Source organism: Chromatiales bacterium (assembly GCA_014762505.1).
Classification (GTDB): Bacteria; Pseudomonadota; Gammaproteobacteria; order SpSt-1174; family SpSt-1174; genus SpSt-1174.
Genome location: JABURS010000042.1, coordinates 1 through 23,709 on the forward strand (window position 1 = coordinate 1; position 23,709 = coordinate 23,709).

Consider the following 23,709-nt stretch of genomic DNA (forward strand, 5'->3'; position numbering starts at 1 on the left):
TGGTATCAGATTGATGGGGTGAAGGTGCCCCATCAACCATTAAATCCGTATACCCGAAGTGATCCAGGTCGATCAGCGCCATCGTACAGGGCACACCGCTGCGCCGGACGCGCTCGGCCTCCGCCTCCATGATCTGCACGAAGGACTCGCGGGTGCGAGCGCCGGTGAGGCTGTCGAAGGCCGCCAGGCTGTCGCGCATGTGGTCGCGCAGGCGCTGCAGGGTGTCGAAGAACTCCGCCTGCTGCTCGGCGAAGCGGTCGTAATCGGCAGGCAGCACACCCTGCCCCAGCTGCACGTTGTGCGCAAGGCCCCGCGCCTGGTCGTGCATGTGTGCATGCAGTCGCTCCAGGGCGACGAAGTCTTCCTGGCCACGCACCATGACCGAGGCCTCGTCGTAGTACCAGCGACCGAAGCGGCAGTGCCGGTGGGCCCGTTCGTCCAGGATGTCGTCTTCGAAATCACCCCGACACAGCAGCTCGCGATTGAGGCGGAGCAGCCACTCACGGTGGTTTCTCTCGGCCCGCGTCAGCACCTCCACCAGGCGTTCCACCTCGTGGTCCGACAGGTCGGACCCGAGCAGAGTGGGCTGGAGAAAGCTTCTGGGCTGCTGCGGCATACAGATTCTGACTTGTCGTCGGTCCATATGGCCCGTCGACGCGGGCCGCCATCCCTGCAAGTTAGCAGATAACACGACAAAGGGTGAACTTGCGCGCCCCTCCGTCATCAGTCCATCACCTCAGCCGGATAGATTGTGCGGATGACGCTTGTCGCGCGATTGTGGAAATGGGCGGCCATCCTGTCCGGCGGGTGCCTGCTGCTGGCGGGTCTGCTGACCGTCTGGCTGCCACTGCCCACTGGCCTGCCCCTGATGCTGTTCGGGCTGATCGTGCTGCTGCGTCACTCGCCCACGGCCAGGGCATGGCTACGGCGCGGCGAGGCAGCCTTGCCCATGCTGCGCCGCCTGCGGGAACGGGTGTTGCCCGGAGACGGGCAGCGATGACTCAGATGTCGGGCGGCAGGATCACGGGGCCGCGCTGCATTTCGCGCCAGCGCTGGTAATTCGGCGTCTCGAGATAGCCCTTGGAGAGCACGTATTCCACCACACCCTGCAGGCGATACAGGCGCACCACGGCATCGACCCGTATGATCTCCCTGCCCCTCTCGTCGAAGAACACCAGGGTGGGTGCGTAGAAGATCCCGAGCTCGTTGGCCCAGTCTTCCGCCGTCATGCGTTTTCCGTCCGGCGTGAGCACCGGCGTGTCCGACCACATGTCCAGCTGCACGACCCGGAACTCGCTGAGCATCTCGCGCGTCTTGTCGTCGCTCAGGGGTTCGGTATGCAGGATGTCGCAGGCATGGCAGTCGCGTTGCTCGAAGAACACCACCAGCGGGCGATCGGCACGGAAACGCGAGCGGTCCAGCGCGTAGGGCGGTTCCTCGAAGAAGGGCTCGTCGTTGAGATCGCCGATGTCGAACTTGGGTGGCGGGTCGGCGCGGGCCAGATAGTCGCGGAAACTCTCGCGCTGATAATAGCCCTCCACCACGTATTCCAGCACCGCGCGGAACTTGTACGGCGGGTAGTAACCGCGCATGCGGAAGGCCTCCTTCCCGTCGCGATCATAGAAGATGATGGATGGCGTGAAGTTGGTGCCCTTGTGTACGGCGAACGCGCGCTCAGACCAGATCTGCCCTTCCAGGTCGGTCACCTCGCGACTGCCCCAGATATCCGTGGGAATGACATCGAAATGCTGCTGGGTATAGCGCACGATGTCGTCCTGCCCGAAGTTGACCCGCATCAGCGCCTCGCAATAGGCGCAGTGCTTCTGCCCGAAGTAGACGGCGATCCCGAACTTGTCGGCGGCCACGGCCTCCCGCAGGTCCTCGCTCAGGTCGAGAAAGCTCAGCTTGAACCAGTCCGGGTGCTGTACGTTGCGCTCGCGGGGGGTGTCGTCGATATAGGGCTGGTCGAACAGGTCCTCGTAATCGGCCGCTGCCGGGCCGGCAAGGACGAGGCACAACAGCAGCAGCACAGCCTGAAGAGACAGTGGCAGGAGCAACCGGCGATGGCGTGGCAGTGGCTTCATGGGCACGGGATCAATCATGCGGGCACAGCCCCGCAATTTGATGATGGCACAGACGCGTCTGCCGGTTCTTGATCTGGTGCAAGTGATTCACGCAAGCCGTCATGCCGGAAAGAGACGGGGACGGGCCGCCGTCTATTCCAGCAGGTCGGCACCGCCCAGATAGGGCTTGAGGGCCTCGGGAATACGGACCCGCCCGTCCGCCTGCTGGTAGTTCTCGAGTATGGCCACCAGGGTGCGGCCCACGGCCAGACCGGAGCCGTTCAGGGTATGCAGGAGTTCGGGCTTGCCGGTCTCGGGATTGCGCCAGCGCGCCTTCATGCGTCGCGCCTGAAAATCGAGGAAGTTCGAGCAGGAAGAGATCTCGCGGTACTTGCCCTGCCCCGGCAGCCAGACCTCCAGGTCGTAGGTCTTGGCCGCGGAAAAGCCGAGATCGCCGGTGCACAGGGTCACGACGCGGTAGGGCAGCCCCAGCTTCTGCAGTATGGCCTCGGCATGACCGGTGAGCGCCTCCAGCGCCGCCCAGGAGTCCTCCGGGCGCACCAGCTGCACCAGCTCCACCTTCTCGAACTGGTGCTGGCGGATCAGGCCGCGGGTGTCCTTGCCATAGGCGCCGGCCTCGGAACGGAAACAGGGGGTGTGGGCGGTCATGCGGATGGGCAGCGCATCGGCCTCGGCGATGCTGTCCGCCATCAGGTTGGTGACCGGCACCTCCGCCGTGGGGATGAGGTAGTACGGTTTTTCCTCGTCGCCCACCTTGAACAGGTCGGCCTCGAACTTGGGCAGCTGGCCGGTACCACGCAGGCTGTCGGCGTTCACCAGGTAGGGGACGTACACCTCCTGGTAGCCGTGCTCGGTCGTGTGGGTGTCGAGCATGAACTGGATCAGGGCACGGTGCAGCCGCGCCATGGGGCCGCGCATCACGACGAAGCGCGAGCCGGTGAGCTTCGCGGCCGCCTCGAAGTCCATCCAGTCGTTGGGCGCGCCCAGGTCGACGTGATCCCTGGCCTCGAAATCGAAGACCGGCGGCTCGCCCCAGCGACGGATCTCGACGTTGTCGTCCTCCGAAGCACCATCGGGCACCGAGGCGTCCGGGATGTTGGGAATGCCCATGATGATCTCGTCGAGCTCGGCCTGGATCGCATCGAGCCCGGCCGAGACCTCGGCCAGCTGCTCACCCAGATCGGACACGGCCGACTTGAGCGGCTCGATGTCCTCGCCCCGCGCCTTGGCCTGGCCGATGGCCTTGGAGCGTGCGTTGCGCTCGGCCTGCAGTTCCTGGGTGCGGACCTGCAGGTCCTTGCGGCGCTGCTCCAGGGCCTCGAAGGCGGCCTTGTCCAGCATGAATTGGCGGCGCGCCAGGGCGGCGGCGACCTCGTCGAGTTCGTTGCGCAGGCGTTTGGGGTCGAGCATGGATAGTCGTCGTAGGTCAGTGAAGTTCGGCGGCGAATGTTACCACATGGCCCGGCGCCACAAGATCCGCCAGGCGCTCGACGATGCCCGCCACCCGCTCCGGGGTGTCGAAGAACTCGATCACCACCGGGAGGTCCAGCGACATGTCGAGTAGATCGCCCGAGTGCACCCTGCCGCTGGCGCCGAAGCCCGAGATGCCGCGAAACAGGGTCACCCCGCGCACCTTTTCCACGTCATGCAGCCGCTCGAAGATGCGCCGGTGCAGTCCCTTGCCTTCCGTGACATAGATGCGCGCCACGGTCACATTGGTCGGTTGGGTCATAGCTGTCGTCCCAGTATCAGGCCCGCCCAGGCGGCCCCCACGCAGAGCATGACGCTCAGCAGCATGTTGAGCCCGGCACGCAGCGGCGCGCCCTGCTCGATGAGATTGAGCGTCTCCATGGAAAAGGTGGAAAAGGTGGTAAACGCCCCCAGGAACCCGATGAGCAGGCCGGCACGCCATTCCGGCGAGGCCGCCAGGCGCTCGATGAGCAGGGCCGAGAGCAGGCCCATCAGCAGCGAGCCGCCCACGTTCACGACCAGGGTCCCCCAGGGGAATCCGCGTCCCAGCAGGGCATAGATGCCGGTGGATACCCAGAAGCGCATCAGCGCCCCCAGCGCCCCGCCCGCCGCGATGGCCAATAATTGCGTCACCCGCCCGTTGTCCTGTTCTCGTCATGATGGTGGTCTGGAGGCATGGTAGCCCGGCCCATGCAGAGGGAAAAGCCCGGGCGTGGATTTCCGTTGATCTGGCGTTGATCTGCCCTCGCTCTTCATCTAGGCTGAATCGAGCCTCCAGGAGATCCGCCATGACCGACAGCGACCCGGCCGCCCGCCGCCATTTCCATCGTGTCGCCTTCGAGGACGACGCCAGCCTCGAGATGGGCGGGCGCAGCCTCAGCGGCCGTATCCACGACGTGTCGCTCAAGGGGGTCATGATCGAGCTCGACACACCGGATCACGGTGCGACCATCGGCGAGCAGGGACACCTGAGCTTCCCCCTCTCTCCCGAGATCTCGGTACAGATGGACGTGAGCGTGGCCAATATCAAGGGCCGCTGCCTGGGGCTGCACTGCGACGTCATCGACCTGGAGAGCATGCAGCACCTGCGCCGCATCGTGGAGCTCAACCTCGGCGATCCGGAACTGCTGCACCGCGACCTCGCCGCGATGCTGGAAGACAGCGCCTGATTCCTACCAGGGGATCTCCTGCCCGTCGTATTCCAGGAACTTCCCGCTGTCGCCCGACGACAGTTGCTCGATGACTCCCGTCATGCCGGCCACGCTGGTTTCCGCATCGATCTCTGCATTCGGCCCGCCCATCTCGGTGAGCACCCAGCCCGGGTGGAAGGCGACCACCGTGATGCCGCGCGGCGCCAGATCGATGGACATGCTCTTCACGCACATGTTGAGTGCCACCTTGGAGCTGCGGTACACGTAGCTGCCGCCCGAGCCGTTGTCGTCGATGCTGCCCATCTTGCTCGACAGACAGGCGATCACCCGTCGGCGGCTCGCCGCCACGTTCTCCACCAGGGCCTCCGCGATCTTCACCGGCGCGATGGTGTTGATGCGAAAGGCCCGCAGCCAGGCCTCCTCGTCGGTATGGCCGAAATGCGCGTCGTCCTGGCCATAGGTGCCGGCATTGTTGAGGAGGATGTCCACCGGGCGATCACCCAGCACGGCCCGCAGATTGGCGATGTGTGCCGGGTTCACCACGTCCAGCGGCAGGATCTGTACGCGCCCGCCGGATGCCGCCGCCAGGGACGCGAGGTCGCCGGCCTGCTCCGGTGAACGGCAGCCAGCGTAAACGGTCGCGCCGGCCTGCGCATAATGGCGCACGAACGCCAGGCCGATACCACGGTTGGCTCCGGTGATGACGACGGTTTCGGACATGGCATGCCTCCTTGATGTTTGGTTCGCTATCCGCGCTCAGGCCGCCTCGTCGAGGCGCGGCACCAGCGCCGCGGCCTGACGGACGACCTCCAGGTCCGCGCCGGCACGGTGCGCATTCTCGCTCAGGTGCCGGCGCCACTTGCGCGCACCGGGCAGCCCCTGGAACAGACCGAGTATATGGCGCGTCATGTGTCCCAGGTGCACCCCGGCGGCCAGCTCCCGCGCCAGGTAGGGGTAAAAGGCCTCCAGCACCTCGTGTCGCGACGGGATGGGATGGTCGTCGCCATACAGACGCCGATCGACCTCGGCCAGCAGATAGGGGTTGTGGTAGGCCTCCCGGCCCAGCATCACGCCATCGACGTGCCGCAGATGCCCCTCGCATGCATCCAGCGTGGCGATACCGCCGTTGATGATGATCTCGAGATCCGGGAATGCCTGCTTGAGACGATAGACCCGCGGGTAGTCCAGCGGCGGCACCTCGCGGTTCTCCTTCGGGCTCAGCCCCTTCAGCCAGGCCTTGCGCGCATGCACGATGAAGGTCTGGCAGCCGGCGGCGCGCAGCGTCTCGATGAAGTGGACCAGCGCCTCGTAGGAATCCTGCTCGTCGATGCCGATGCGGGTCTTCACCGTCACCGGCACATCCACCACCGCGCGCATCGCCGCCACGCAGTCGCCCACCAGCGCCGGTTCGGCCATCAGGCAGGCGCCGAAGGCACCGCGCTGCACCCGCTCACTGGGGCAGCCGACGTTGATGTTGATCTCGTCGTAACCGGCCTCCTCCCCCAGCCGCGCCGCCGCCGCCATCTCCGCCGGTTCGCTGCCGCCGATCTGCAGCGCCACCGGGTGCTCCATCGGGTCGAAGCGCAACAGGTGATGCGTATCGCCATGCAACAGCGCCCCCGTGGTGACCATCTCCGTGTACAGCACCGCGTGCCGGCTGATCAGGCGCAGAAAATAGCGGTCGTGCCGGTCGGTCCAGTCCATCATGGGGGCGACACAGAAGCGGCGGTTCAGCGTGATCATATGGTGACAAATAGAATAGTCAAAACGTGATGATTGCCGTGTGATAGCGACTTTCAAAGACCTCGCAGCACAAATGAACGACGCCTATTCTTTGGGGCGGAACCGTTCTTCCAGATAGCGATAGGTCGCATACAGCCCCATCGCCTCGCCGCCTTTCGGACGCCCCGGGCGGGCGCGATTGTTCCAGGCCATCACGTCGAAGTGCACCCAGTCGGTGTGCCTGGGGATGAAACGCTCGAGGAACAGTGCGGCGGTGATGGCGCCGCCAAAGCCGCCGGCGGCGGAGTTGACGAGGTCGGCGATGTCGCTGTCGAGCTCCGAGCGGTAGGGTCGGTGCAGCGGCAGGCGCCAGATGGGGTCGTCCTCGGCCATGCTGGCCTGCATCAGGCCGGCGGCGACCTCGTCCGAGTTGGTGAATAAGGCCGGCACCTCGGTACCCAGGGCGACGCGCGCCGCACCGGTGAGGGTGGCGAAGTCGATCAGCAGTTCGGGTTCGTCGGCCGCACTCTCGGCCAGGGCATCACAGATGGCGAGCCTGCCCTCGGCATCGGTGTTGTCCACTTCGACGGTGAGCCCCTTGCGCGTGCGCAGCACGTCGCCGGGACGGAAGGCATTGCCGGCGATGGCGTTTTCCGCCGCACCGATGAGCACGCGCAGGCGCACCGGCAGGCCGCTCGCCATGATGAGCCGCGCGAGGCCCAGCACGTGGGCCGCGCCGCCCATGTCCTTTTTCATCTGGCGCATGCCGGCGGCGGGCTTGATGTCCAGGCCCCCGCTGTCGAAGCACACGCCCTTGCCCACCAGGGTGAGCGGCGGATGGTCCGCCTCCCCCCAGCGCAGGTCGATGAGACGCGGCGCATGGATACTGGCCCGGCCCACGGCATGCAGGGCCGGGTAGTTCTCGGCCAGCAGGTCCTCGCCGACGATCTCGCGCACCTCGCCACCGAAGGCCGCTGCCAGGTCGTGCGCGGCGGCGGCCAGGTCCGCGGGCATCATGTCCGCCGCCGGGGTATTGATGAGGTCGCGCACCAGGTAGACGGCGCGCACCACCGTTTCGGCGGCGGCCAGCGCGTCATCACCACCCAGCACCAGGCGGGGCTGTTCGCGGCTGGATGTCTTGTAGCGCTCGTAGCGATAGGCGCCCAGCCCCCAGGCAATGGCCGCGCGATTCATGCGGTCTTCATCCCAGTCGGCCGTGATGCGGTACAGGCCTGCAGGGAGTTTGGCCGCCGCCCCGCCGAAGGCCCAGGTGTCGCCGTCTTCGTGCACACCGAGCAGCACCGCGGCCAGGCGTCCGTCCTCGCCCGGCAGGCGCAAGCGACTGTTCGCCTTGGCAGTGAAGCCGGCGTCCGCAACCCAGTGCCTCACCCGCTCCGGCTGTGCCTCCAGCCAGGCGTCCAGCGTATGCCGGCTCACGGGGATGAGCGGGATGGCTGCAGCGGCATCGTCCAGGGCGTAACAGTCGAGCATGGGACCTCCGGTGAGGAAAACGGTTGGCTGCCGGGCCGCGGGCCCGGGGTGGTCTATGGTAGAATGCCGCCTCTTCGAAAGCGAACCCCGGTTGCCTTTTCACCCACACATCGGTTCGATGGACGACATGACACCCGCACTCTCGATCAAGGGCCTGACCAAGGTCTACGGCAACGGCTTCACCGCCGTCCAGGGCATCGACCTGGAAGTCCCCCAGGGCGACTTCTACGCCCTGCTCGGGCCGAACGGCGCCGGCAAGTCGACCACCATCGGCATCATCACCTCCCTGGTGAACATCACCGATGGCGAGGTGCGCATCTTCGGCCACGACCTCATCCGCGAGCGCGAGACCGTAAAGAGCCTGATCGGCCTGGTGCCGCAGGAATTCAACTTCAACGTCTTCGAGCCGGTGGTGGAGATCGTGGTCAACCAGGCCGGTTATTACGGCATCCCGCGCAAGGAGGCCTATCGCCGCGCCGAACAGCTGCTGAAACAGCTCGGCCTGTGGGACAAGCGTCGGGAGATGGCCCGCAACCTCTCCGGCGGCATGAAGCGCCGCCTGATGATCGCCCGGGCACTGGTGCACGAACCGAAACTGCTGATCCTCGACGAGCCGACTGCCGGCGTGGATATCGAGATCCGCCGCTCCATGTGGGAATTCCTCGCCCGCATCAACCGCCAGGGCACCACCATCATCCTCACCACGCATTACCTGGAGGAGGCCGAGAGCCTGTGCCGCCACATCGGCATCATCGATCACGGCCATCTGATCGAGAACACCACCATGAAGCGTCTGCTCAACCGCCTGAACTGCGAGACCTTCGTGCTGGATATCGATGGCGAGATCGAGGCGGCACCCTCCATCGCCGGCTACGAACTGCGTCTGCGCGATGACCATACCCTGGAGGTGGACGTCACCAAGGGGACCAGCGTCAACCGCCTGTTCACGGAACTCTCGAAGTCCGGCATCGAGGTTCTGAGCATGCGTAACAAGACCAATCGCCTGGAGCAGCTGTTCATCAACCTCATCAGCCGCGACAAGCCGGCCACCGACGCCATCCAGATCACCCAGGACTGAACCCATGACCTTCAGCGAGCAATTCACGGCGTTCAAGACCATCGTCATCAAGGAAGTGCTGCGCTTCTCGCGCATCTGGGTACAGACGATACTGCCGCCGGTCATCACCACGGCCCTGTATTTCGTGATCTTCGGCAACCTGATCGGTTCGCAGATCGGCGACATGGACGGCTACAGCTACATGGACTACATCGTCCCCGGTCTGATCATGATGGCCATCATCACCAACTCCTATGCCAACGTGGTCTCCTCCTTCTATGGCCACAAGTTCCAGCACAACATCGAGGAGCTGCTCGTCTCGCCCATCCCGAACTACCTGATCCTGCTCGGCTTCATCACCGGCGGCGTGGCGCGCGGGCTGATCGTCGGCGCCATGGTCACCATCGTCGCCCTGTTCTTCAGCGACATCAGCGTGCACAACATCGGCATCACGCTGTCCATCGTCGTGCTCACCGCCGTGCTGTTCGCCCTGGCAGGCTTCATCAACGGGGTGTATGCAAAGAGCTTCGATGACATCTCGATCATCCCCACCTTCGTGCTCACGCCGCTCACCTATCTGGGCGGCATCTTCTACTCGATCAAGATGCTGCCGGAGTTCTGGCAGGCCGCCTCGCTGGCCAATCCGATCCTGTACATGATCAACGCCTTTCGCTACGGCATACTCGGCACCAGCGACATCCCGGTCATGGTGTCCTACGGCATCGTGCTGGCCTTCATCGCGGCACTGTTCTGGTTCAGCCTGCACCTGCTGAACAGGGGTTACGGCATCCGCAGCTGACGGTCATGGCGCGCCCGCTGGACATCGCCCCGCCCATCGTGCGCTTCGACGACGGCGTGCCCTATTCCGAAATCCACGCCGACATCTATTACTCCCCGCGGGACGGACTGGCAGAGACGCGTCACGTGTTTCTCGCCGGCAACGACCTGCCCGCACGCTGGCTGGACCGCAGGCACTTCGTCATCGGCGAGACCGGGTTCGGTACCGGCCTCAACTTTCTCGCCACCTGGCAGGCCTGGAGAGAGACCGCCGCAGGCGAGGCCAGCCTCGACTATCTCTCCGCCGAGGCCAGCCCACTGTCCACGGAACAGCTGGCGCAGGCGCTCGCGCGCTTCCCGGAACTCGCCAGCCTCGCCGCCGAGCTGCTCGCCCACTATCCGCCGCAGCTGCCGGGCTTTCACCGCCTGCTGCTGGACGGCGGGCGCGTGCGCCTGATGCTGCTGTTTGGCGATGCCGCCGAGGCCTACGCGCGCCTGGATGGCCGCGTGGACGCCTGGTACCTCGACGGCTTCGCCCCGGCGCGCAACGCATCCATGTGGACGCCGGCCCTTTTCAGGCAACTGGCCGCACACAGCGCCCCGGGGGCCACGCTCGCCACCTTTACCGCGGCCAGCGCCGTACGCCGGTCGCTCGAGGACGCCGGCTTCGCGGTCAGCAAGCGCCAGGGCTTCGGTCGCAAGCGCGAAATGATCACCGCAGGCATCGACACGGCACCGCAGTGCGTGACGCAGACGCCCTGGTTCGACCCGCCACCCGCCCGTGATGTGCATGAGAGAGACGTGGTGATCATCGGTGCGGGCATCGCCGGCTGCAGCCTCGCCCATGCACTCACGCAGCGCGGCCTGCAGGTCACCCTCATCGAGCGCGCGGACGGCATCGCGCAGGCCGCCTCCGGCAACCCGGCGGGCCTGCTCATGCCCAAGCTCACCGCCGACCAGAGCCTGTCCAGCCGCTACTACACCGAGGCCTACCGCTACACGCTGGACCTGCTGGCCAGGCTCGCGGCCGCCGGCCACCCACCGCGCTGGGAGGCTACGGGCGTGCTGCAGCTCGGCTTTCATGAAACGGTACGCCGCAGTCACGCCCGGGTGGCCAGGCGCGCCCTGCCCGCGGCCTTCGCCCGCGTGGTGGATGCCGCCGAGGCCACGGCGCTTGCAGGACAGGAGATGCCCGAAGGCGGGCTGTGGTTTCCGCAAGGCGGATGGATCGATCCGCGCAGTTTCTGCCAGGCCCTGCTCGCCGCCTGCCGCGACGACCATCTGAGGCTGATACGCCACCGCGAGGCCATACAGCTGGCACGAGATGGCGGGCAGTGGTCGGTGTGCGATGCAGAGGGCTCGGAGATCGCGCGGGGATCGTCGCTGGCCATCTGCAGCGGTGCAGACACCCCGGCGCTGCTGCCCGATATCGCCGCCGACCTGGTCGCCGTGCGCGGCCAGATCACGGAACTGCCGGCCACGGCCGAGACCGACAGGCTGCGCTGTGTACTCTGCTACAAGGGCTATCTCACGCCCGCGATCGCGGGATGGCATGTACTGGGGGCGACCTATGATCGCGCGGACACCGCGCTGGCGGTCCGCCCGCGGGATCACCGGGACAACCTGGACAGGCTGCATCGGCTGTTTCCGGACTGGTGGCCGGATATCGACGGGGACGCCCTGCCGGGTCGAGCCGCCCTGCGCTCCACCACACCCGATCGCCTGCCCCTGGCCGGCGCCGTGCCGGAGACGGCGCGCCTGCAAGCGGATTACGGCGACCTGTGGAAGGGACGCAAGCCGGATCGCTACCCATCGGCGACCTATGCCAGCGGGCTGTACGTCTCCGCCGGCCACAGCTCGCGGGGGCTGATCGGCGCCCCGCTCACCGCCGAGGTGATCGCCGCGCAGGTCCTGGGCGAACCCCTGCCGCTGGAGCGCGAGCTGCTCGAGGCGATACACCCCGGGCGCTTTCTGATCCGACGCATGAAACGACGCGAGAAATAAACGCGGTATCGTCTGCCTTGTGCTGAAGGGCGTCTCGCCCCGAGACTATCCCGGCTTGCGCGCCACCAGCTGCACCACGTGTCCGGCGCCGGTGTGATACTTGCCTTCGACGACCTCGCGCTCGCGTTCGCAGGCCGTCACGAATTCCAGGCCGGCCAGTTCCTCCTCCAGCAGGGCGATCTGCATGGTCATCTCCGCCACGGGCGGACCACCGGTGCCGTAACGCAGCTGCTCGGGCGTGTAGGCCTCGAGCAGCAACACCCCGCCCGGACGCAGGCCGTGCACCACGCGCCGGTGCAGGTCGCGACGCAACGCAGGCGGCACGTGGGCAAAGATGGAGACGATACCGGCCCAGGCACCCGGCTCGATGTGAAAATGCGCCAGGTCGCTGCAGACGGTCTCGATCTGCACCCCTCGCTCCGTAGCCAGGCGACGGGCCTTGTCCAGACCCACGGCCGAGGCATCGACGCCGGTGACCGCATGGCCCTGTTGCGCCAGCCAGACGGCATTGCGTCCCTCGCCCTCGGCGAGGCAGAGTATCGGCCCCTGCGGCAGCAGCCCGGCCTGCTCCACCAGGAAGTCGTTTGGCTCGGTGCCATAGGCAAAGTCGGGATCGGCGTAGCGTTCATCCCACATGCGGGTATTCCTTATCGGCAGGGCCTCGCTCGCGAACGTGAGCCCCCAGCATAGCGCAGAGTTCTATGGATATGGTGGGGAGAGGAACAGATGTATGGCGGAGAGGGTGGGATGGGGTCGCTCGGGCCGCCGCCCTCGCGGTCGAGCCCGTCTTCATCGATTCCGTGGGTTCGAACCCCACCCGATGGTATGGCAGCATGCCGGATACCGCACAAGCCGAAGCCTTGTCCCGAAATCATGTGGCGGAGAGGGTGGGATTCGAACCCACGGAGGCTTGCGCCTCAACGGTTTTCAAGACCGCCGCTTTCGACCACTCAGCCACCTCTCCGGAGCGCGGAAGCATAGCGAAAAACCCCGGTAGTGGCCAGTGAATGGCGTCCTGTCTGGACTTCGGAACCTTGCCAAGGTAGCTTGGTCGATAATCCAGAACCACCAACAACGAGGACTTACCCCCATGGAATCCCGCAACGTCGCCTACAGCGCCAATGCCGAGGCCCGTCAGCAGGCCCTGGCGATCAACAAGGTCATTCGCAATACCTTCATGCTGCTGTCGATGACCCTGCTGGTCTCGACGATCACCGCGCTCTATGCCATGGCCAGCAACGCCGCACCGGTCAACATCTGGGTGATGTTTGGCGTGTTCCTGGGCGGGCCGATCCTGATCCACTTCGTGCGTAACAGCGCCATCTCGCTGCCGCTGGTATTCCTGTGGACCGGCTTCATGGGCTATATCCTCGGCCCGATCCTCAACTTCTATCTGAGCCTGCCGAATGGCGACCAGATCGTCACCACCTCGCTGGGCCTGACCGCGCTGATCTTCTTCGGCCTCACCTTCTACGCGATGACCACGCGCAAGGACTTCAGCTTCCTCTCCGGCTTCCTGACGGTAGGCGCCCTGGTCATCCTGGCGGCGATCCTGGGCAATTACTTCTTCTTCCAGATGCCGGCCCTGTCGCTGGCCATCTCTGCCGGCGCGGTGATCCTGATCTCCGGTTTCATGCTGTTCGACGTGAGCCGCATGGTGAACGGTGGCGAGACCAACTACGTGACCATGACCGTGGCCCTGTTCTCCAACATCTACGTGCTGTTCCTGCACCTGCTCAACCTCGTCTCCGCCTTCACCGGCAACGACTGAGCAAGACCCGCAATATCTGCATGAGGCCCCGCCATGGCGGGGCCTTCTTTTTGGTTCCGTCTCCCTCCTCTCGCGCTGTTACAATCGGTCTCCCCGATCACCGGCGATCCACCATGACCCAGGCCGTATTTCTCGACCTCGACAGCCTGACGCGCGACGATATCGATCTCGCGCCACTCGAGGCCGCCGTGCCCGGCTGGCGCCTGCATGAGCAGACCGGCCCGCAGGAGGTGCTGGCCCGCGTGCGCGACGCCCGCATCGTGGTGAGCAACAAGGTCGTGCTCGATGCCGCCACCCTCGGCCGGGCGCGCTCGCTGGAACTGATCTGCGTGGCCGCCACCGGCACCAACAACGTGGACCTGGCCGCAGCCGCAGAACACGGTATCACCGTCTGCAACGTGCGCGACTACGGGACGCCCTCGGTGGCCGAGCACGTGTTCGCGCTGATGCTTTCCCTGCGCCGGCGATTGCTGGACTATCGCCTGGCGCTCGGCCGGGGCGAATGGCAGCGTTCCTCGCAGTTCTGTCTGCTGGACTATCCCATGGCAGAACTGCAGGGCGCGACACTGGGCATCGTCGGGCATGGCGTACTGGGCCAAGCCGTGGCACGTCTCGGCGAGGCCTTCGGCATGCGCGTGCGCGTGGCCGAGCGGCCGGGTGAGACGCCCCGCCCGGGTCGCATCCCGCTGGAGGATCTGCTGGCCGAGGCCGACGTGCTGAGCCTGCATTGCCCGCTCACCGAGACCACGCGCAACCTCATCGATGCCGCTGCCCTGGCGCGGATGAAGCCCGGCGCCCTGCTGATCAATACGGCACGCGGCGGCATCGTGGACGAGACGGCCCTGCTCGACGCCCTGCGCTCCGGGCACCTGGGGGGTGCCGGCATCGACGTGCTGGCGACCGAACCCCCGACCGGGCCGCATCCGCTGCTCGAGGCCGACCTGCCCCAGCTCATCGTCACGCCACACGTGGCCTGGGCGAGCCGCGAGGCCCGCCAGCGCCTGCTGGACCAGATCGCGGACAACATCCGCGCCTTCCGGGCCGGCACCCCACGCAACGTCGTCACAGCTGCAGACTGAGGACCCGAAGACATGACCACCGAAGACCGCCTGGCGGAACTGGAGATCGCCTTCGCCCACCACGAGGCCACCGTGGAACAGCTGAACCAGGCGTTGATCGGCCAGCAGGCCGTGATCGACGCCCTCTCGCTGGAGGTTCAGCAACTGCGCGACCGGGTGCGCGCCATCACCCCGTCGAACATCGCCAGCGAGGCGGAAGAGACCCCGCCACCCCATTACTGACCCCATGACCGCACTCGTGCTGCGCTGCGAAGACCCGGCCCGTCAGGCACAGGCCGCCGCCCTGGCCGGGCGGCTCGGCATCCCGCTGGACGATGACGCGGCCGCCGGGCTGGCCCTGGTCTACACCCGCGAACGCCTGGAGTTGCGCGCCCTCGGCCCGGATGCCCCGGGGCCCGTGTATGTGGACTTCGTCGAGGGCCGTGCGCGCCATCGCCGGCTCTACGGCGGCGGACGCGGCCAGCCCCTGGCCCGGGCGGCCGGCCTGAAGAAGGGACAGACGCCCTCGGTGGTGGATGCCACGGCAGGACTCGGACGCGACGCCTTCGTACTGGCCACACTGGGCTGTCGCGTCACGCTCGTCGAGCGCAGCCCGGTGATCGCCGCCCTGTTGCGCGACGGCCTGGAACGCGCCGCCGCCGATGCGGAACTGGGTGCCTGGATCGGCGAGCGCATGATCCTGGTGGAGGGCGATGCCGCCGACTGGCTGCACGGCCTCTCCCCTGCCGAGGCGCCGGATACGGTCTACCTGGACCCCATGTACCCGCACCGCGACAAGAGTGCCCTGGTGAAGAAGGAGATGCGCCTGTTTCGCGAGCTGGTCGGCGAAGACGGCGATGCGGCGGAGATCCTCGCCAGCGCCCTGGGAAAGGCCCGTCAGCGCGTCGTGGTCAAGCGCCCGAAGGGCGCACCCAGCCTGGAGGGGCCGCCGCCCTCGGCCGCCATCGAGAGCAGGAACACGCGCTACGACCTGTACGTCGTGCCGCGCGCGGCACCTGCGAACACTGCCTAGCCGATACCGGCTACTCGGCCAGCAGGATCAGCGTGTCGCCCGACAGACGATGGGCCGGCACGCCGAGGTTGCGCGGCGCACGCTCCCCGGCCAGCACCCGGCCCGCGTAGTCGTAGCGACTGCCCGCACAGCGGTCGCGCAGACCGCCTGGCCAGCCATCGGCATCCGGTGCCGCCGGCGGCACCAGGTCGAGGGGACAGTTGAGCGCGGTGTCGTAGTCGAGCACCACGAGATAGCGCGCCGACAGCGAACGCAGCCCCCCCTCGACCTCGACCGGCTGGCGGCTGCGACGGGATCCGGGGTCGGCCAGCGCCGGTCCCGTCCCCGCTTCCAGCGTGGCGAGCATGGCCGGCGAACGGTGCAGCACGAGGTAACGACGGCCCGCCCACTCGATGCGCTGCACCGCCCCCTCCGGCAGCCCGGCCAGGTCGACGCGATGACCGGCCGTCCCGCCTCCCGGTTCGGGTCCGGGCAGGCTGCGGGTGAAGGCATAGGCCACGGCCAGCAGGCCGATCAGCAGCAGCAGCTTGATCGCACCGCGCAGGGCACTGCGGGTGGGGTTGTCGTTTACAGAATCGATCATCTGCATTTCTCGTCGTCGGTCGATGTTACAATCACGCCATTGGTGAAACGCAACGAGACGGATTGGAACCAACCATGAAAATGAGCGGACAGACCTACGAAGGCATCCACAACGACAAATGGGGCGGCATGACCATGCTCGGCAACATCGTCAAGGATGCCTGGATCTTCGAGCTCATCCCCGAAACCGAGACCTGCGAGGGCTGGAATCTCGGCCGCATGCAGGAACTGTACGATCGTGTGAGTGCGGCCAAGCAGAAGTACGGCTACACCTTCTCCGACCTGCCGCCCGAGATCCAGGAACGCCACCGGCGCATCCATGGCGAGGCCATCAAGCGGGCCCGGGAACTGGGCTGGGACCCGGATCGCGACCTCTCTGACGAGGCCTGAGTCCCGGCCCGCGCAGGCGCGGGCTCAGTCGCGAAAGTTGTTGAACTGCAGCGGCACCTCGATCTTCGCCTCCCGCAGGAGCTGGATGGCCGCCTGCAGGTCGTCACGCTTCTTGCCGGTCACGCGCACCTGCTCGCCCTGGATCTGGGCCTGCACCTTGAGCTTGGCGTCCTTGATCAGCTTGATGATCTGCTTGCCCACCGTCTGGTCGATGCCCTCGCGGAGCGTCACCACCTGGCGGGCGCGGTTGTTGGCCTCTTCCACCTTGCCCGGATCCATGCAGGCCAGGTCGATGCCGCGCTTGGCGAGTTTCTGGCGCAGGATGTCCATGATCTGCTCCAGCTGAAATTCGCTCTGCGCGTGCAGGGTCAGGGTGTGCTCCGCCTGCTCGACCCGCGCGTCGCTGCCCTTGAAGTCGTAGCGGTTGCCCACTTCGCGGTTCACCTGGTCGACGGCATTGGTCAGTTCGTGCTGGTCGATCTCGGAAACCACATCGAATGACGGCATAGACATTCTCCCTCATCGTTCGAGCTGTTAACGTATCACAGGACGCATCACACGAGGATCGCCATGACCCACCTGTTCCTGTTCTGGGGCGCCGTGAACGCGGCCCTCGCCGTCGCCATGGGCGCCTTCGGTGCGCACGGCCTGAAACAAAGCATGGAGCCCGCGCTGCTTGCCGTGTACCAGACCGGCGCGCAGTACCACCTCTTCCATGCCCTGGGCCTGTTGCTGGTCGGTGTCATCGCCCGCGCTCGCGGCGATCGCCTGCTCGCCGTCAGCGGCTGGCTGCTGCTGGCCGGCATGGTGCTGTTCAGCGGCAGTCTCTACCTGCTGGCCATCACCGGTGAACGCTGGCTCGGCGCCATCACCCCGTTCGGCGGCACGGCCTTCATCCTCGCCTGGCTGCTGCTGGCGGTCGCCGCGTGGCGGCGATCCCCCGGGGACGCTTGACCCCCGGGGGACGCTCCACCATCATCCCTGCGCATCACACCGCGACCACGCCATGAGAGGATTCGAGACATGAGCCATGCCTCCTTTGCCCTGCACGCCGAACAGACCGTCGAGGACCTGATGGAACGCCTGGAGGCCATCGATGCCCTGGAAGACTGCGACATGGATCTGATCGACGGCGTGTTCGAGCTCGAGTTTGCCGACGGCGCCAAGCTCATCATCAATCGCCAGGAACCGGTCGAGCAGCTCTGGCTCGCCTCGCCCGAAGGCCCTGCGCACTTCGGCTACAACGGCGATTCCGGCGAGTGGGAGAACGACAAGACCGGCGAGTCGCTCACCGCCACCCTGGAGCGGGTGCTCAGCCAGAAGACAGGCCAGAGCATCCGCCTCTGACCCGCTAGTCCCGCTCTTCCTTGTGGTTGGCCTTTTTCTCCTTGGCCGCATCACGTTCCAGCTGCTGGATCTGCTCGATCAGCACGGCAGGCGAATGCCGTTCCAGGTCGCGGTCGATCAGTGGCCACAGCTGCGCAAAGGCCGGGTTACGCTGCAGCTGCAATCGCGCCAGCGATACCGAGATCGGTCGAAAGGCGCGAAACAGCAGGTAGGCCAGGGTCGCGATCACCAGCGCCCCCAGTTGCTGGCCCTGGAACCAGGCGTAGAGCGCCGCGCCGTAACCGGCAAACGCCAGCAGCACGATGGCGGCCGTGACCTGGTGGACGCGGCCGACGAAGCGAAGCAGCGGGCCGCGAAACTGCTGGAATTCCTGCTGGTCCATGGCATCAAGGATTCGATATAGTGGGCGAGGGCGAACAATGCCCCAACATGATGCCGGGCGGCAACCCCGCCAGGCCCTGAAACTGGGCATCCGATGACGAGCAGGCTGGTCAGGCACTTCGACAGAAACACGCGGGGTCGCGACTTCGCCGTGGGCGACGTCCACGGCATGTACAGCATGCTGGAGGACCTGCTCGACCAGGTCGGTTTCGACCCGGCATGCGACCGCCTGTTCTGCGTCGGCGACCTGATCGATCGCGGCCCCGAGTCCGACCGCACCCTGGAATTCCTGGCCTATGAATGGTTCCATGCCGTACAGGGCAACCACGAGCGCATGCTCATCGAGTCGATCGATGACCCGGACGGCATGCACAACTGGACCACGAACAACGGCGGCGAATGGTGGCTGGACATCGATGCCGGCACGCAGGCGGTGTTTCGCAAGGCCATCGATGCCCTGCCCATCGCCATGGAGGTGGAGACCGAGGAAGGCCTGGTCGGCATCGTGCATGCCGATATCCCCGCCGAGACCAGCTGGCACGACTTCCTGGAGCTGATGGAGGACGACAAGTACCTCCAGTACTACGCCGTCTGGTCGCGCAACCGGCTGCGCCGGGCCGAGGCCCGTGGCGAGGTACCACGGGTGGAGGGACTGCGGCTGCTGCTCGTCGGACATACCCCGCTGCGCCAGGCGGCACAGATGGAGAACATCTACTACCTGGACACCGCGGCCGCCTACTGGGAGGACGTGGACGGGGCCAAGCTCAGCCTGCTGCAGTTCAGTCCCGGACTCGAGCTCACTGCCATGGAGACCCATGGCAGCCTGCGCGAATACTGAGCCCGGCCGTAGTCAGTCCGCCTCGCCCAGACCCGTCGGCAGCCCGTCGATGCTCTCCTGGTTCTTGTCACGCTGATACTGCAGCAGTCCCTCCTCGCCCTTCTTCGCCGCCCAGCGGCCGTACTCCTCCCGCTCGCCCCGGTAGTCCATCAACGGAACGCCAAAGCCACAGGAGGTCTGCACCGACTCGACGTGCAGCAGCACCACCTGGCGGCCACCCGGGTGATCGGGAAACCGTCTGCTCAGGGCCTCCCAGCCGTCATCCGACGGCCGCCTCAGCTCGCCGCGCCCGTAGAGGCGCAGAATGAGCGGGCGCCCCTCGAAGCTGCAGAACATGAACGTCAGCCGACCATCCTCGCGCACGTGAGCGGCCGTCTCCGCACCAAAACCGGTCAGGTCCAGGTAGCCCACGGTGTGCGCATCGAGCACCCGCAGGGTGTCCATGCCCTTGGGCGAGATGTTGATTCGTCCCTCACCGGGCGCAGAGCCCGTAAAGAAGAGATGCTGGCACTCAATGAAATCAATGTGTTCCTGGCTTAATTCCGTATAGATCCTACCCATATACCCGCCCCGGTTTTCCGGCTTCCGCCGGTGTGGTTGTACCTGACTCTGGCACTCCAATATACTCTGGCGAGCATTTTTCTCGCCAAGACAAACAACGACTCCACTGGAGCACCCATGACTGCACACTCCTTCCATCCCCCGGTCCGCACCCTGATGGGCCCCGGCCCCTCCGACGTCAATCCCCGCATCCTGGAGGCCATGTCGCGACCGACCATCGGTCACCTCGATCCGGTATTCGTCGGCATGATGGAAGAGATGAAGTCGCTGCTGCAATACGCCTTCCAGACGAAGAACGAGCTCACCCTGCCCGTTTCTGCCCCCGGTTCGGCCGGCATGGAGACCTGTTTCGTGAACCTGGTCGAACCCGGCGACGAGGTCATCATCTGCCAGAACGGCGTGTTCGGCGGACGCATGAAGGAAAACGTCGAGCGCTGTGGCGGCAAGGCCATCATGGTCGAGGACGACTGGGGCAAGCCGGTGGACCTCAACAAACTGGAGGCCGCCCTCAAGGCCAACCCCGGGGCCGGCATCGTCGCCTTCGTGCACGCCGAGACCTCGACCGGCGCGCAGTCCGATGCCGAGGCCATCGCCAGACTGGCCCACGCCCACGACTGCCTGGTGATCGCCGACACCGTGACCTCGCTGGGCGGCACCCCGCTCAAGGTCGACGAATGGGGCATCGACGCCATCTACTCCGGCACCCAGAAGTGCCTGTCCTGCGTGCCCGGCCTGTCGCCGGTCTCCTTCGGCGAACGCGCCGTGGAACGCATCAAGGGCCGCAAGACGAAGGTCCAGAGCTGGTTCCTCGACCTCAACCTGGTGATGGGCTACTGGGGTGGCGGCGCCAAGCGCGCCTATCACCACACCGCGCCCATCAACACCCTCTACGCCCTGCACGAGGCCCTGGTGCTGCTGCAGGAGGAAGGCCTGGAAAACGCCTGGGCACGCCACCGCAAGAACCACGAGGCCCTCAAGGCCGGTGTCGAGGCCATGGGCCTGTCCTTCTTCGTCGAGGAGGCCCATCGCCTGCCGCAGCTCAACGCCATCACCGTGCCGGACGGGGTCGACGAGGCCGCCGTGCGCAGCGCCCTGCTGAAGGAATACAGCCTGGAGATCGGTGCCGGCCTGGGCCCGATGGCGGGCAAGATCTGGCGCGTCGGCCTGATGGGCTTTGCCAGCAACCCGAAGAACGTGCTGTTCTGCCTGGGGGCGCTGGACAGCGTGCTCGGCGGCATGGGTGCCGACATCGACAGCGGCAAGGCGGTGGCCGCCGCACGGGCCGTCTACGGCGCCTGACCGGCCAACCCGCAAGCCCCAAGGAAAAGGCCCGGCATGTCCGGGCCTTTTCGCGTCTGGCTAACCGCCGGCCCCCGGGTCGTCCGTCAGCGGCTCGAGGCCCACACGGGGCGGCGGATTACATGGGACAGCGCTGAATCGTTTTGCCACTTCCGCCGCTGCGGGCGGAAAATAGATCGTCACCCGGCAATGCAGGCCATCCCCCAGGCGGCTGTAGCGGTAGGCGCCCGTAGCCCCCTGCCCGGCATCCAGGCAGGCCTGGCGGACGGCCTCGCAAAGGTCCTCCGCCACGAGCGCATCCCCCGCCTCCAGGCGCCACCAGTGCGTCATGTCGATGGCTGGATATATGGCGCGGCCGGTGCGAACTCGCGCAGCAGGGATTCCAGCACCTGGGCCGAGCGCGGACGGGCGAAATAGAATCCCTGCGCCAGCTCGCAGCCCGCCTCCCTGAGGAGTTCGGCCTGCTGCCGGGTCTCCACCCCTTCGGCAATGACACTCAAACCCAGTGCCTCGGCCATGGACAACATCGTGTTGACCAGCAGCCCGTAGGTCTCATCCTCTCCCAGCCGTGAGACAAAGCTGCGATCGATCTTGAGGGCATCGATGTTGAGGCTTGCCAGGTACTCCAGCGTCGAGTAGCCGGTACCGAAGTCGTCGAGATAGATGCGAAAGCCGTGCTCGCGCAATTCGCTCAGCAACTCGTTGGCCCGCACGGGATCAGCCAGCAGGCTGGTCTCGGTGATCTCCAGGGCGATACCGGCGGCGGTCTCGTGCGACTGGTTCGCCAGCACGCGCATCTGCTGCACGAAGGCCGAGCTGTCGAGCTGGCGTGCCGAGACATTCACGGCGATCTGCAGTTCGGGGAGCCCCTCGCCACGCCATGCCTGGGCCTGCCACCAGGCCTGTTCCACCGTCCACAAACCGATTTCGCCGATCAACCCGCTCTCCTCGGCGACGGGGATGAAGCGACCGGGGGGCACATTGCCCAGCGACGGCGAGCGCCAGCGCAGCAAGGCCTCGGCACCACGCAACAGGCCCGTTTGCAGCTCCACCACCGGTTGATAGTAGAGCTCGAAACCCCGATCGCGCACGGCATCGCGCAGCGCCTGCTCCAGGAGCATGCGCTCGGCGTAGGCGCGATCCTCCTCCACCGAGTAAAAGTGCACGACGTCATTGCTGGCATGCCCGCGGGCATTGACCGTGAGCATGGCCGCGCGCACCAGCTCATCCGCCGTCTCCGCGTCCTGTGGACAGGAGGCGACTCCTGCACCGGCACTGACCTCCAACGTCTCATCGTTGAGCACCAGCTTGAGTGGGAACACGTCCATGACCTCCCGGGTCAACACATAGAGCTGGTCCAGGTCTGCCAGTTCGGGCGCCATCACGGCAAACTCGTGGCTACCCAGTCGCGCCAGGGTATCTCCGGGGCGCAGCCGGTTGCCCAGTGTATCTGCCACCGCGCGCAACACCTCGTCACCCACGCCATGGCCATGCAGGTCATTGATGCGGCGAAATCCCTGCACATTGATTACCATCAACCCCACCGAATCACCGGGCCGATGGTGGGCAATGGCCTGGTCGATACGATCACGCAGATAGCTCTCGTTGGGCAGCTGGGTCACCGGATCATGTCGGGCAAGGTAGTCCAGACGTTGCGCCTTGCTGATAACGTCCAGCCCCAGTCCCACGTCGTTCGACATCTCGTCGAGCAGCCGTAACTCGGCATCATCGAAGGCAGACGGGTCGCGCGAGAGCAGTACCATCACGGCCGAGAGCCGGTCTTCGGCACTGACCGGAAAGGCCGCCAGGGCTCGAAATCCGCAACTCGACGCCCAGGTACACCAGGTATCGCAGAGTGCCTCATCCGACAGGTCGGTGGCCACGAAGGCGCGGCGTTCCCTGATGAGCCGTGTCAGGGCCGAGTCGGGCCGGTGCACCATGCGCGCCCGCATGGCGCGCCCCAGCCAGCCGCGGTCGTCGCCGGCCCGCGCCACCGTTGCAAAGCCACGGCCGTCGGCCTCGGGCACTGCCAGCCAGGCAAAGTCGAAGCCGCCCAGTTCAACACAGATGCGACAGGCCTCCCCGGCCAGTTCGTCGCGCTCGCGTATGCGCACGATGCTGCCGTTGATTGCACTGAGCATGCGATAGCCGCGATTGAGCCGGGCCAGGGCCTCCTGGTGCTCCTGCAAGGCCTGATTCTGGGCGAAGAGATGACGGCCATAGTGATAAACGAGGAGAGACAGCAAGGCGGCAGTGAGAGCGACATAAAACCACCCCTTCAGCGTCTGCAGTTCCGTGAGCATGCGCGCATCGGTGGCAATCGCCCCGACCAGCCGATCGGAAAAGAGTATCCACAGGCCACCGATAACGGCGTAGAAAAGGCCGATCCAGAGGGCGGCAACGGCCGGCGTCAGGGTCTGGGACCGTGTGCGCCGTCGGTCTGCGAGCGGTAATTTCATACCGGGCCGGGTCGTTCCATGCAGGGCAACACTACCGAGCTTAGCAGCTCGGCGAAAAAACCAACCATTCGACTGGGATTTGCCCCTGTTGCGGAGGGCGCGGGAGCTGGTGAGCGGGGACAAACCACAGCAAGCAGACGGGCACGGCCCATGTGATTTGCTACAGAGGACACAGAGATGTGTCGATTTCGTGATTTTACTCTGTGAACCCTGCGTCTTCTGTGACTGGACTGC

The 23,709-nt window shown here is 66.0% G+C and carries 29 protein-coding genes and 1 tRNA gene; 14 read left to right on the plus strand and 16 right to left on the minus strand.

Annotated elements, in window-relative coordinates:
• On the minus strand, positions 1-616 hold a 616-nt coding region (locus tag HUJ28_10385; GenBank protein ID MBD3619871.1), incomplete at its 3' end, for a CZB domain-containing protein.
• A 141-nt stretch (positions 617-757) separates the two neighbouring features.
• Here HUJ28_10385 and HUJ28_10390 point away from each other — a divergent pair.
• The gene (locus tag HUJ28_10390) at positions 758-1,000 is read left to right on the plus strand and encodes a hypothetical protein (GenBank protein MBD3619872.1); all 243 of its coding nucleotides are present in this window, start codon (positions 758-760) and stop codon (positions 998-1,000) included.
• A 1-nt stretch (position 1,001) separates the two neighbouring features.
• Here HUJ28_10390 and HUJ28_10395 read toward each other — a convergent pair whose 3' ends face one another.
• From HUJ28_10395 to crcB, 4 genes are all read right to left on the minus strand, one after another.
• Entirely contained in the window at positions 1,002-2,084 is a 1,083-nt protein-coding gene (locus HUJ28_10395; GenBank protein ID MBD3619873.1) for a thioredoxin fold domain-containing protein, read from the minus strand.
• Between the two features lie 132 nt (positions 2,085-2,216).
• Entirely contained in the window at positions 2,217-3,494 is a 1,278-nt protein-coding gene (gene serS / locus HUJ28_10400) for a serine--tRNA ligase (GenBank protein MBD3619874.1), read from the minus strand.
• A 16-nt stretch (positions 3,495-3,510) separates the two neighbouring features.
• Entirely contained in the window at positions 3,511-3,816 is a 306-nt protein-coding gene (locus HUJ28_10405) for a DUF190 domain-containing protein (GenBank protein MBD3619875.1), read from the minus strand.
• On the minus strand, positions 3,813-4,187 hold the full coding sequence (crcB, locus tag HUJ28_10410) for a fluoride efflux transporter CrcB (protein ID MBD3619876.1): 375 nt from the start codon (positions 4,185-4,187) through the stop codon (positions 3,813-3,815). The genes HUJ28_10405 and crcB overlap by 4 nt, the downstream gene beginning before the upstream one ends.
• Before the next feature lie 155 nt (positions 4,188-4,342).
• Between crcB and HUJ28_10415 the strand changes: the two genes are divergently transcribed.
• The gene (locus HUJ28_10415; protein ID MBD3619877.1) at positions 4,343-4,723 is read left to right on the plus strand and encodes a PilZ domain-containing protein; all 381 of its coding nucleotides are present in this window, start codon (positions 4,343-4,345) and stop codon (positions 4,721-4,723) included.
• A 3-nt stretch (positions 4,724-4,726) separates the two neighbouring features.
• Here HUJ28_10415 and HUJ28_10420 read toward each other — a convergent pair whose 3' ends face one another.
• The 3 genes from HUJ28_10420 to HUJ28_10430 all read right to left on the minus strand — a co-directional run bounded on the left by HUJ28_10420 (position 4,727) and on the right by HUJ28_10430 (position 7,918).
• The gene (locus tag HUJ28_10420; GenBank protein ID MBD3619878.1) at positions 4,727-5,425 is read right to left on the minus strand and encodes an SDR family oxidoreductase; all 699 of its coding nucleotides are present in this window, start codon (positions 5,423-5,425) and stop codon (positions 4,727-4,729) included.
• A 36-nt stretch (positions 5,426-5,461) separates the two neighbouring features.
• Positions 5,462-6,448 carry a tRNA dihydrouridine(20/20a) synthase DusA gene (gene dusA / locus HUJ28_10425; protein ID MBD3619879.1) on the minus strand — a complete coding sequence of 329 codons (987 nt, stop codon included), beginning with the start codon at positions 6,446-6,448 and terminating at the stop codon, positions 5,462-5,464.
• A gap of 84 nt (positions 6,449-6,532) precedes the next feature.
• Positions 6,533-7,918, minus strand: a complete 1,386-nt coding sequence (locus HUJ28_10430) for a leucyl aminopeptidase family protein (GenBank protein MBD3619880.1) — start codon at positions 7,916-7,918, stop codon at positions 6,533-6,535.
• A gap of 127 nt (positions 7,919-8,045) precedes the next feature.
• Here HUJ28_10430 and HUJ28_10435 point away from each other — a divergent pair, with 127 nt between their 5' ends.
• Genes HUJ28_10435 through mnmC form a run of 3 tightly spaced genes read left to right on the plus strand, consistent with a single transcriptional unit; the run spans position 8,046 to position 11,756 of the window.
• On the plus strand, positions 8,046-8,996 hold the full coding sequence (locus HUJ28_10435; protein ID MBD3619881.1) for an ABC transporter ATP-binding protein: 951 nt from the start codon (positions 8,046-8,048) through the stop codon (positions 8,994-8,996).
• A 4-nt stretch (positions 8,997-9,000) separates the two neighbouring features.
• A complete protein-coding gene (locus HUJ28_10440; GenBank protein ID MBD3619882.1) occupies positions 9,001-9,774 on the plus strand; it encodes an ABC transporter permease in 774 nt (257 codons plus the stop codon).
• 5 nt (positions 9,775-9,779) lie between these two features.
• The gene (gene mnmC, locus HUJ28_10445; GenBank protein ID MBD3619883.1) at positions 9,780-11,756 is read left to right on the plus strand and encodes a bifunctional tRNA (5-methylaminomethyl-2-thiouridine)(34)-methyltransferase MnmD/FAD-dependent 5-carboxymethylaminomethyl-2-thiouridine(34) oxidoreductase MnmC; all 1,977 of its coding nucleotides are present in this window, start codon (positions 9,780-9,782) and stop codon (positions 11,754-11,756) included.
• Positions 11,757-11,801: 45 nt separating this feature from the next.
• Here the strand turns inward: mnmC and HUJ28_10450 are convergent, their stop codons facing one another.
• Positions 11,802-12,392 carry a class I SAM-dependent methyltransferase gene (locus tag HUJ28_10450; protein MBD3619884.1) on the minus strand — a complete coding sequence of 197 codons (591 nt, stop codon included), beginning with the start codon at positions 12,390-12,392 and terminating at the stop codon, positions 11,802-11,804.
• Positions 12,393-12,632: 240 nt separating this feature from the next.
• Positions 12,633-12,720: transfer RNA gene (locus HUJ28_10455), tRNA-Ser, on the minus strand.
• Between the two features lie 126 nt (positions 12,721-12,846).
• Here HUJ28_10455 and HUJ28_10460 point away from each other — a divergent pair.
• The 4 genes from HUJ28_10460 to HUJ28_10475 all read left to right on the plus strand — a co-directional run bounded on the left by HUJ28_10460 (position 12,847) and on the right by HUJ28_10475 (position 15,618).
• Entirely contained in the window at positions 12,847-13,527 is a 681-nt protein-coding gene (locus tag HUJ28_10460; protein ID MBD3619885.1) for a Bax inhibitor-1/YccA family protein, read from the plus strand.
• Between the two features lie 113 nt (positions 13,528-13,640).
• On the plus strand, positions 13,641-14,606 hold the full coding sequence (locus tag HUJ28_10465) for a 2-hydroxyacid dehydrogenase (GenBank protein MBD3619886.1): 966 nt from the start codon (positions 13,641-13,643) through the stop codon (positions 14,604-14,606).
• A 12-nt stretch (positions 14,607-14,618) separates the two neighbouring features.
• Positions 14,619-14,828, plus strand: coding sequence for a SlyX family protein (locus tag HUJ28_10470; GenBank protein MBD3619887.1), 210 nt, complete (start codon positions 14,619-14,621; stop codon positions 14,826-14,828).
• Between the two features lie 4 nt (positions 14,829-14,832).
• Positions 14,833-15,618: a class I SAM-dependent methyltransferase gene (locus HUJ28_10475; GenBank protein ID MBD3619888.1), complete on the plus strand. Its 786-nt coding sequence runs from the start codon at positions 14,833-14,835 to the stop codon at positions 15,616-15,618.
• Between the two features lie 10 nt (positions 15,619-15,628).
• On the opposite strand, the gene HUJ28_10480 is transcribed toward HUJ28_10475, so the two are convergent.
• A complete protein-coding gene (locus tag HUJ28_10480) occupies positions 15,629-16,207 on the minus strand; it encodes a ubiquinol-cytochrome C reductase, iron-sulfur subunit (protein MBD3619889.1) in 579 nt (192 codons plus the stop codon).
• A gap of 68 nt (positions 16,208-16,275) precedes the next feature.
• Here HUJ28_10480 and HUJ28_10485 point away from each other — a divergent pair, with 68 nt between their 5' ends.
• Positions 16,276-16,590: a hypothetical protein gene (locus HUJ28_10485; protein ID MBD3619890.1), complete on the plus strand. Its 315-nt coding sequence runs from the start codon at positions 16,276-16,278 to the stop codon at positions 16,588-16,590.
• A 24-nt stretch (positions 16,591-16,614) separates the two neighbouring features.
• Here HUJ28_10485 and HUJ28_10490 read toward each other — a convergent pair whose 3' ends face one another.
• Positions 16,615-17,097, minus strand: a complete 483-nt coding sequence (locus HUJ28_10490; GenBank protein MBD3619891.1) for a YajQ family cyclic di-GMP-binding protein — start codon at positions 17,095-17,097, stop codon at positions 16,615-16,617.
• A gap of 63 nt (positions 17,098-17,160) precedes the next feature.
• Between HUJ28_10490 and HUJ28_10495 the strand changes: the two genes are divergently transcribed.
• Together HUJ28_10495 and cyaY are read left to right on the plus strand one after the other, a co-directional pair.
• The gene (locus HUJ28_10495; GenBank protein MBD3619892.1) at positions 17,161-17,544 is read left to right on the plus strand and encodes a DUF423 domain-containing protein; all 384 of its coding nucleotides are present in this window, start codon (positions 17,161-17,163) and stop codon (positions 17,542-17,544) included.
• 69 nt (positions 17,545-17,613) lie between these two features.
• Positions 17,614-17,937, plus strand: coding sequence for an iron donor protein CyaY (cyaY, locus tag HUJ28_10500; GenBank protein ID MBD3619893.1), 324 nt, complete (start codon positions 17,614-17,616; stop codon positions 17,935-17,937).
• Positions 17,938-17,941: 4 nt separating this feature from the next.
• Here the strand turns inward: cyaY and HUJ28_10505 are convergent, their stop codons facing one another.
• A complete protein-coding gene (locus HUJ28_10505) occupies positions 17,942-18,319 on the minus strand; it encodes a hypothetical protein (protein ID MBD3619894.1) in 378 nt (125 codons plus the stop codon).
• A 93-nt stretch (positions 18,320-18,412) separates the two neighbouring features.
• Here HUJ28_10505 and HUJ28_10510 point away from each other — a divergent pair, with 93 nt between their 5' ends.
• Positions 18,413-19,156: a metallophosphoesterase gene (locus HUJ28_10510; GenBank protein ID MBD3619895.1), complete on the plus strand. Its 744-nt coding sequence runs from the start codon at positions 18,413-18,415 to the stop codon at positions 19,154-19,156.
• A 12-nt stretch (positions 19,157-19,168) separates the two neighbouring features.
• On the opposite strand, the gene HUJ28_10515 is transcribed toward HUJ28_10510, so the two are convergent.
• Positions 19,169-19,717 (minus strand): pyridoxamine 5'-phosphate oxidase family protein, encoded by a 549-nt coding sequence (locus HUJ28_10515; protein MBD3619896.1) that lies wholly within the window; start codon positions 19,715-19,717, stop codon positions 19,169-19,171.
• 117 nt (positions 19,718-19,834) lie between these two features.
• On the opposite strand from HUJ28_10515, the gene HUJ28_10520 reads away from it, so the two are divergent.
• Complete coding sequence (locus tag HUJ28_10520) at positions 19,835-21,016, plus strand: alanine--glyoxylate aminotransferase family protein (protein ID MBD3619897.1); 1,182 nt, start codon at positions 19,835-19,837, stop codon at positions 21,014-21,016.
• Positions 21,017-21,076: 60 nt separating this feature from the next.
• On the opposite strand, the gene HUJ28_10525 is transcribed toward HUJ28_10520, so the two are convergent.
• Both HUJ28_10525 and HUJ28_10530 read right to left on the minus strand, forming a co-directional pair.
• A complete protein-coding gene (locus tag HUJ28_10525) occupies positions 21,077-21,346 on the minus strand; it encodes a hypothetical protein (protein MBD3619898.1) in 270 nt (89 codons plus the stop codon).
• Positions 21,343-23,475, minus strand: a complete 2,133-nt coding sequence (locus HUJ28_10530) for an EAL domain-containing protein (protein MBD3619899.1) — start codon at positions 23,473-23,475, stop codon at positions 21,343-21,345. The genes HUJ28_10525 and HUJ28_10530 overlap by 4 nt, the downstream gene beginning before the upstream one ends.
• Positions 23,476-23,709 lie beyond the last annotated feature (234 nt).

Coding starts and splice junctions, on each gene's coding strand:
- mnmC (MBD3619883.1), top strand. CDS start 9,780: ATGGCGCGCCCGCTGGACATCGCCCCGCCCATCGTGCGCTTCGACGAC.
- HUJ28_10520 (MBD3619897.1), top strand. CDS start 19,835: ATGACTGCACACTCCTTCCATCCCCCGGTCCGCACCCTGATGGGCCCC.
- HUJ28_10395 (MBD3619873.1), bottom strand. CDS start 2,084: ATGAAGCCACTGCCACGCCATCGCCGGTTGCTCCTGCCACTGTCTCTT.
- HUJ28_10490 (MBD3619891.1), bottom strand. CDS start 17,097: ATGCCGTCATTCGATGTGGTTTCCGAGATCGACCAGCACGAACTGACC.
- HUJ28_10435 (MBD3619881.1), top strand. CDS start 8,046: ATGACACCCGCACTCTCGATCAAGGGCCTGACCAAGGTCTACGGCAAC.
- HUJ28_10515 (MBD3619896.1), bottom strand. CDS start 19,717: ATGGGTAGGATCTATACGGAATTAAGCCAGGAACACATTGATTTCATT.
- HUJ28_10415 (MBD3619877.1), top strand. CDS start 4,343: ATGACCGACAGCGACCCGGCCGCCCGCCGCCATTTCCATCGTGTCGCC.
- HUJ28_10450 (MBD3619884.1), bottom strand. CDS start 12,392: ATGTGGGATGAACGCTACGCCGATCCCGACTTTGCCTATGGCACCGAG.
- HUJ28_10440 (MBD3619882.1), top strand. CDS start 9,001: ATGACCTTCAGCGAGCAATTCACGGCGTTCAAGACCATCGTCATCAAG.
- HUJ28_10475 (MBD3619888.1), top strand. CDS start 14,833: ATGACCGCACTCGTGCTGCGCTGCGAAGACCCGGCCCGTCAGGCACAG.
- HUJ28_10505 (MBD3619894.1), bottom strand. CDS start 18,319: ATGGACCAGCAGGAATTCCAGCAGTTTCGCGGCCCGCTGCTTCGCTTC.
- HUJ28_10430 (MBD3619880.1), bottom strand. CDS start 7,918: ATGCTCGACTGTTACGCCCTGGACGATGCCGCTGCAGCCATCCCGCTC.
- HUJ28_10530 (MBD3619899.1), bottom strand. CDS start 23,475: ATGAAATTACCGCTCGCAGACCGACGGCGCACACGGTCCCAGACCCTG.
- serS (MBD3619874.1), bottom strand. CDS start 3,494: ATGCTCGACCCCAAACGCCTGCGCAACGAACTCGACGAGGTCGCCGCC.
- HUJ28_10470 (MBD3619887.1), top strand. CDS start 14,619: ATGACCACCGAAGACCGCCTGGCGGAACTGGAGATCGCCTTCGCCCAC.
- HUJ28_10525 (MBD3619898.1), bottom strand. CDS start 21,346: ATGACGCACTGGTGGCGCCTGGAGGCGGGGGATGCGCTCGTGGCGGAG.
- HUJ28_10495 (MBD3619892.1), top strand. CDS start 17,161: ATGACCCACCTGTTCCTGTTCTGGGGCGCCGTGAACGCGGCCCTCGCC.
- HUJ28_10405 (MBD3619875.1), bottom strand. CDS start 3,816: ATGACCCAACCGACCAATGTGACCGTGGCGCGCATCTATGTCACGGAA.
- HUJ28_10485 (MBD3619890.1), top strand. CDS start 16,276: ATGAAAATGAGCGGACAGACCTACGAAGGCATCCACAACGACAAATGG.
- HUJ28_10465 (MBD3619886.1), top strand. CDS start 13,641: ATGACCCAGGCCGTATTTCTCGACCTCGACAGCCTGACGCGCGACGAT.
- HUJ28_10390 (MBD3619872.1), top strand. CDS start 758: ATGACGCTTGTCGCGCGATTGTGGAAATGGGCGGCCATCCTGTCCGGC.
- HUJ28_10510 (MBD3619895.1), top strand. CDS start 18,413: ATGACGAGCAGGCTGGTCAGGCACTTCGACAGAAACACGCGGGGTCGC.
- HUJ28_10480 (MBD3619889.1), bottom strand. CDS start 16,207: ATGCAGATGATCGATTCTGTAAACGACAACCCCACCCGCAGTGCCCTG.
- cyaY (MBD3619893.1), top strand. CDS start 17,614: ATGAGCCATGCCTCCTTTGCCCTGCACGCCGAACAGACCGTCGAGGAC.
- dusA (MBD3619879.1), bottom strand. CDS start 6,448: ATGATCACGCTGAACCGCCGCTTCTGTGTCGCCCCCATGATGGACTGG.
- HUJ28_10420 (MBD3619878.1), bottom strand. CDS start 5,425: ATGTCCGAAACCGTCGTCATCACCGGAGCCAACCGTGGTATCGGCCTG.
- HUJ28_10460 (MBD3619885.1), top strand. CDS start 12,847: ATGGAATCCCGCAACGTCGCCTACAGCGCCAATGCCGAGGCCCGTCAG.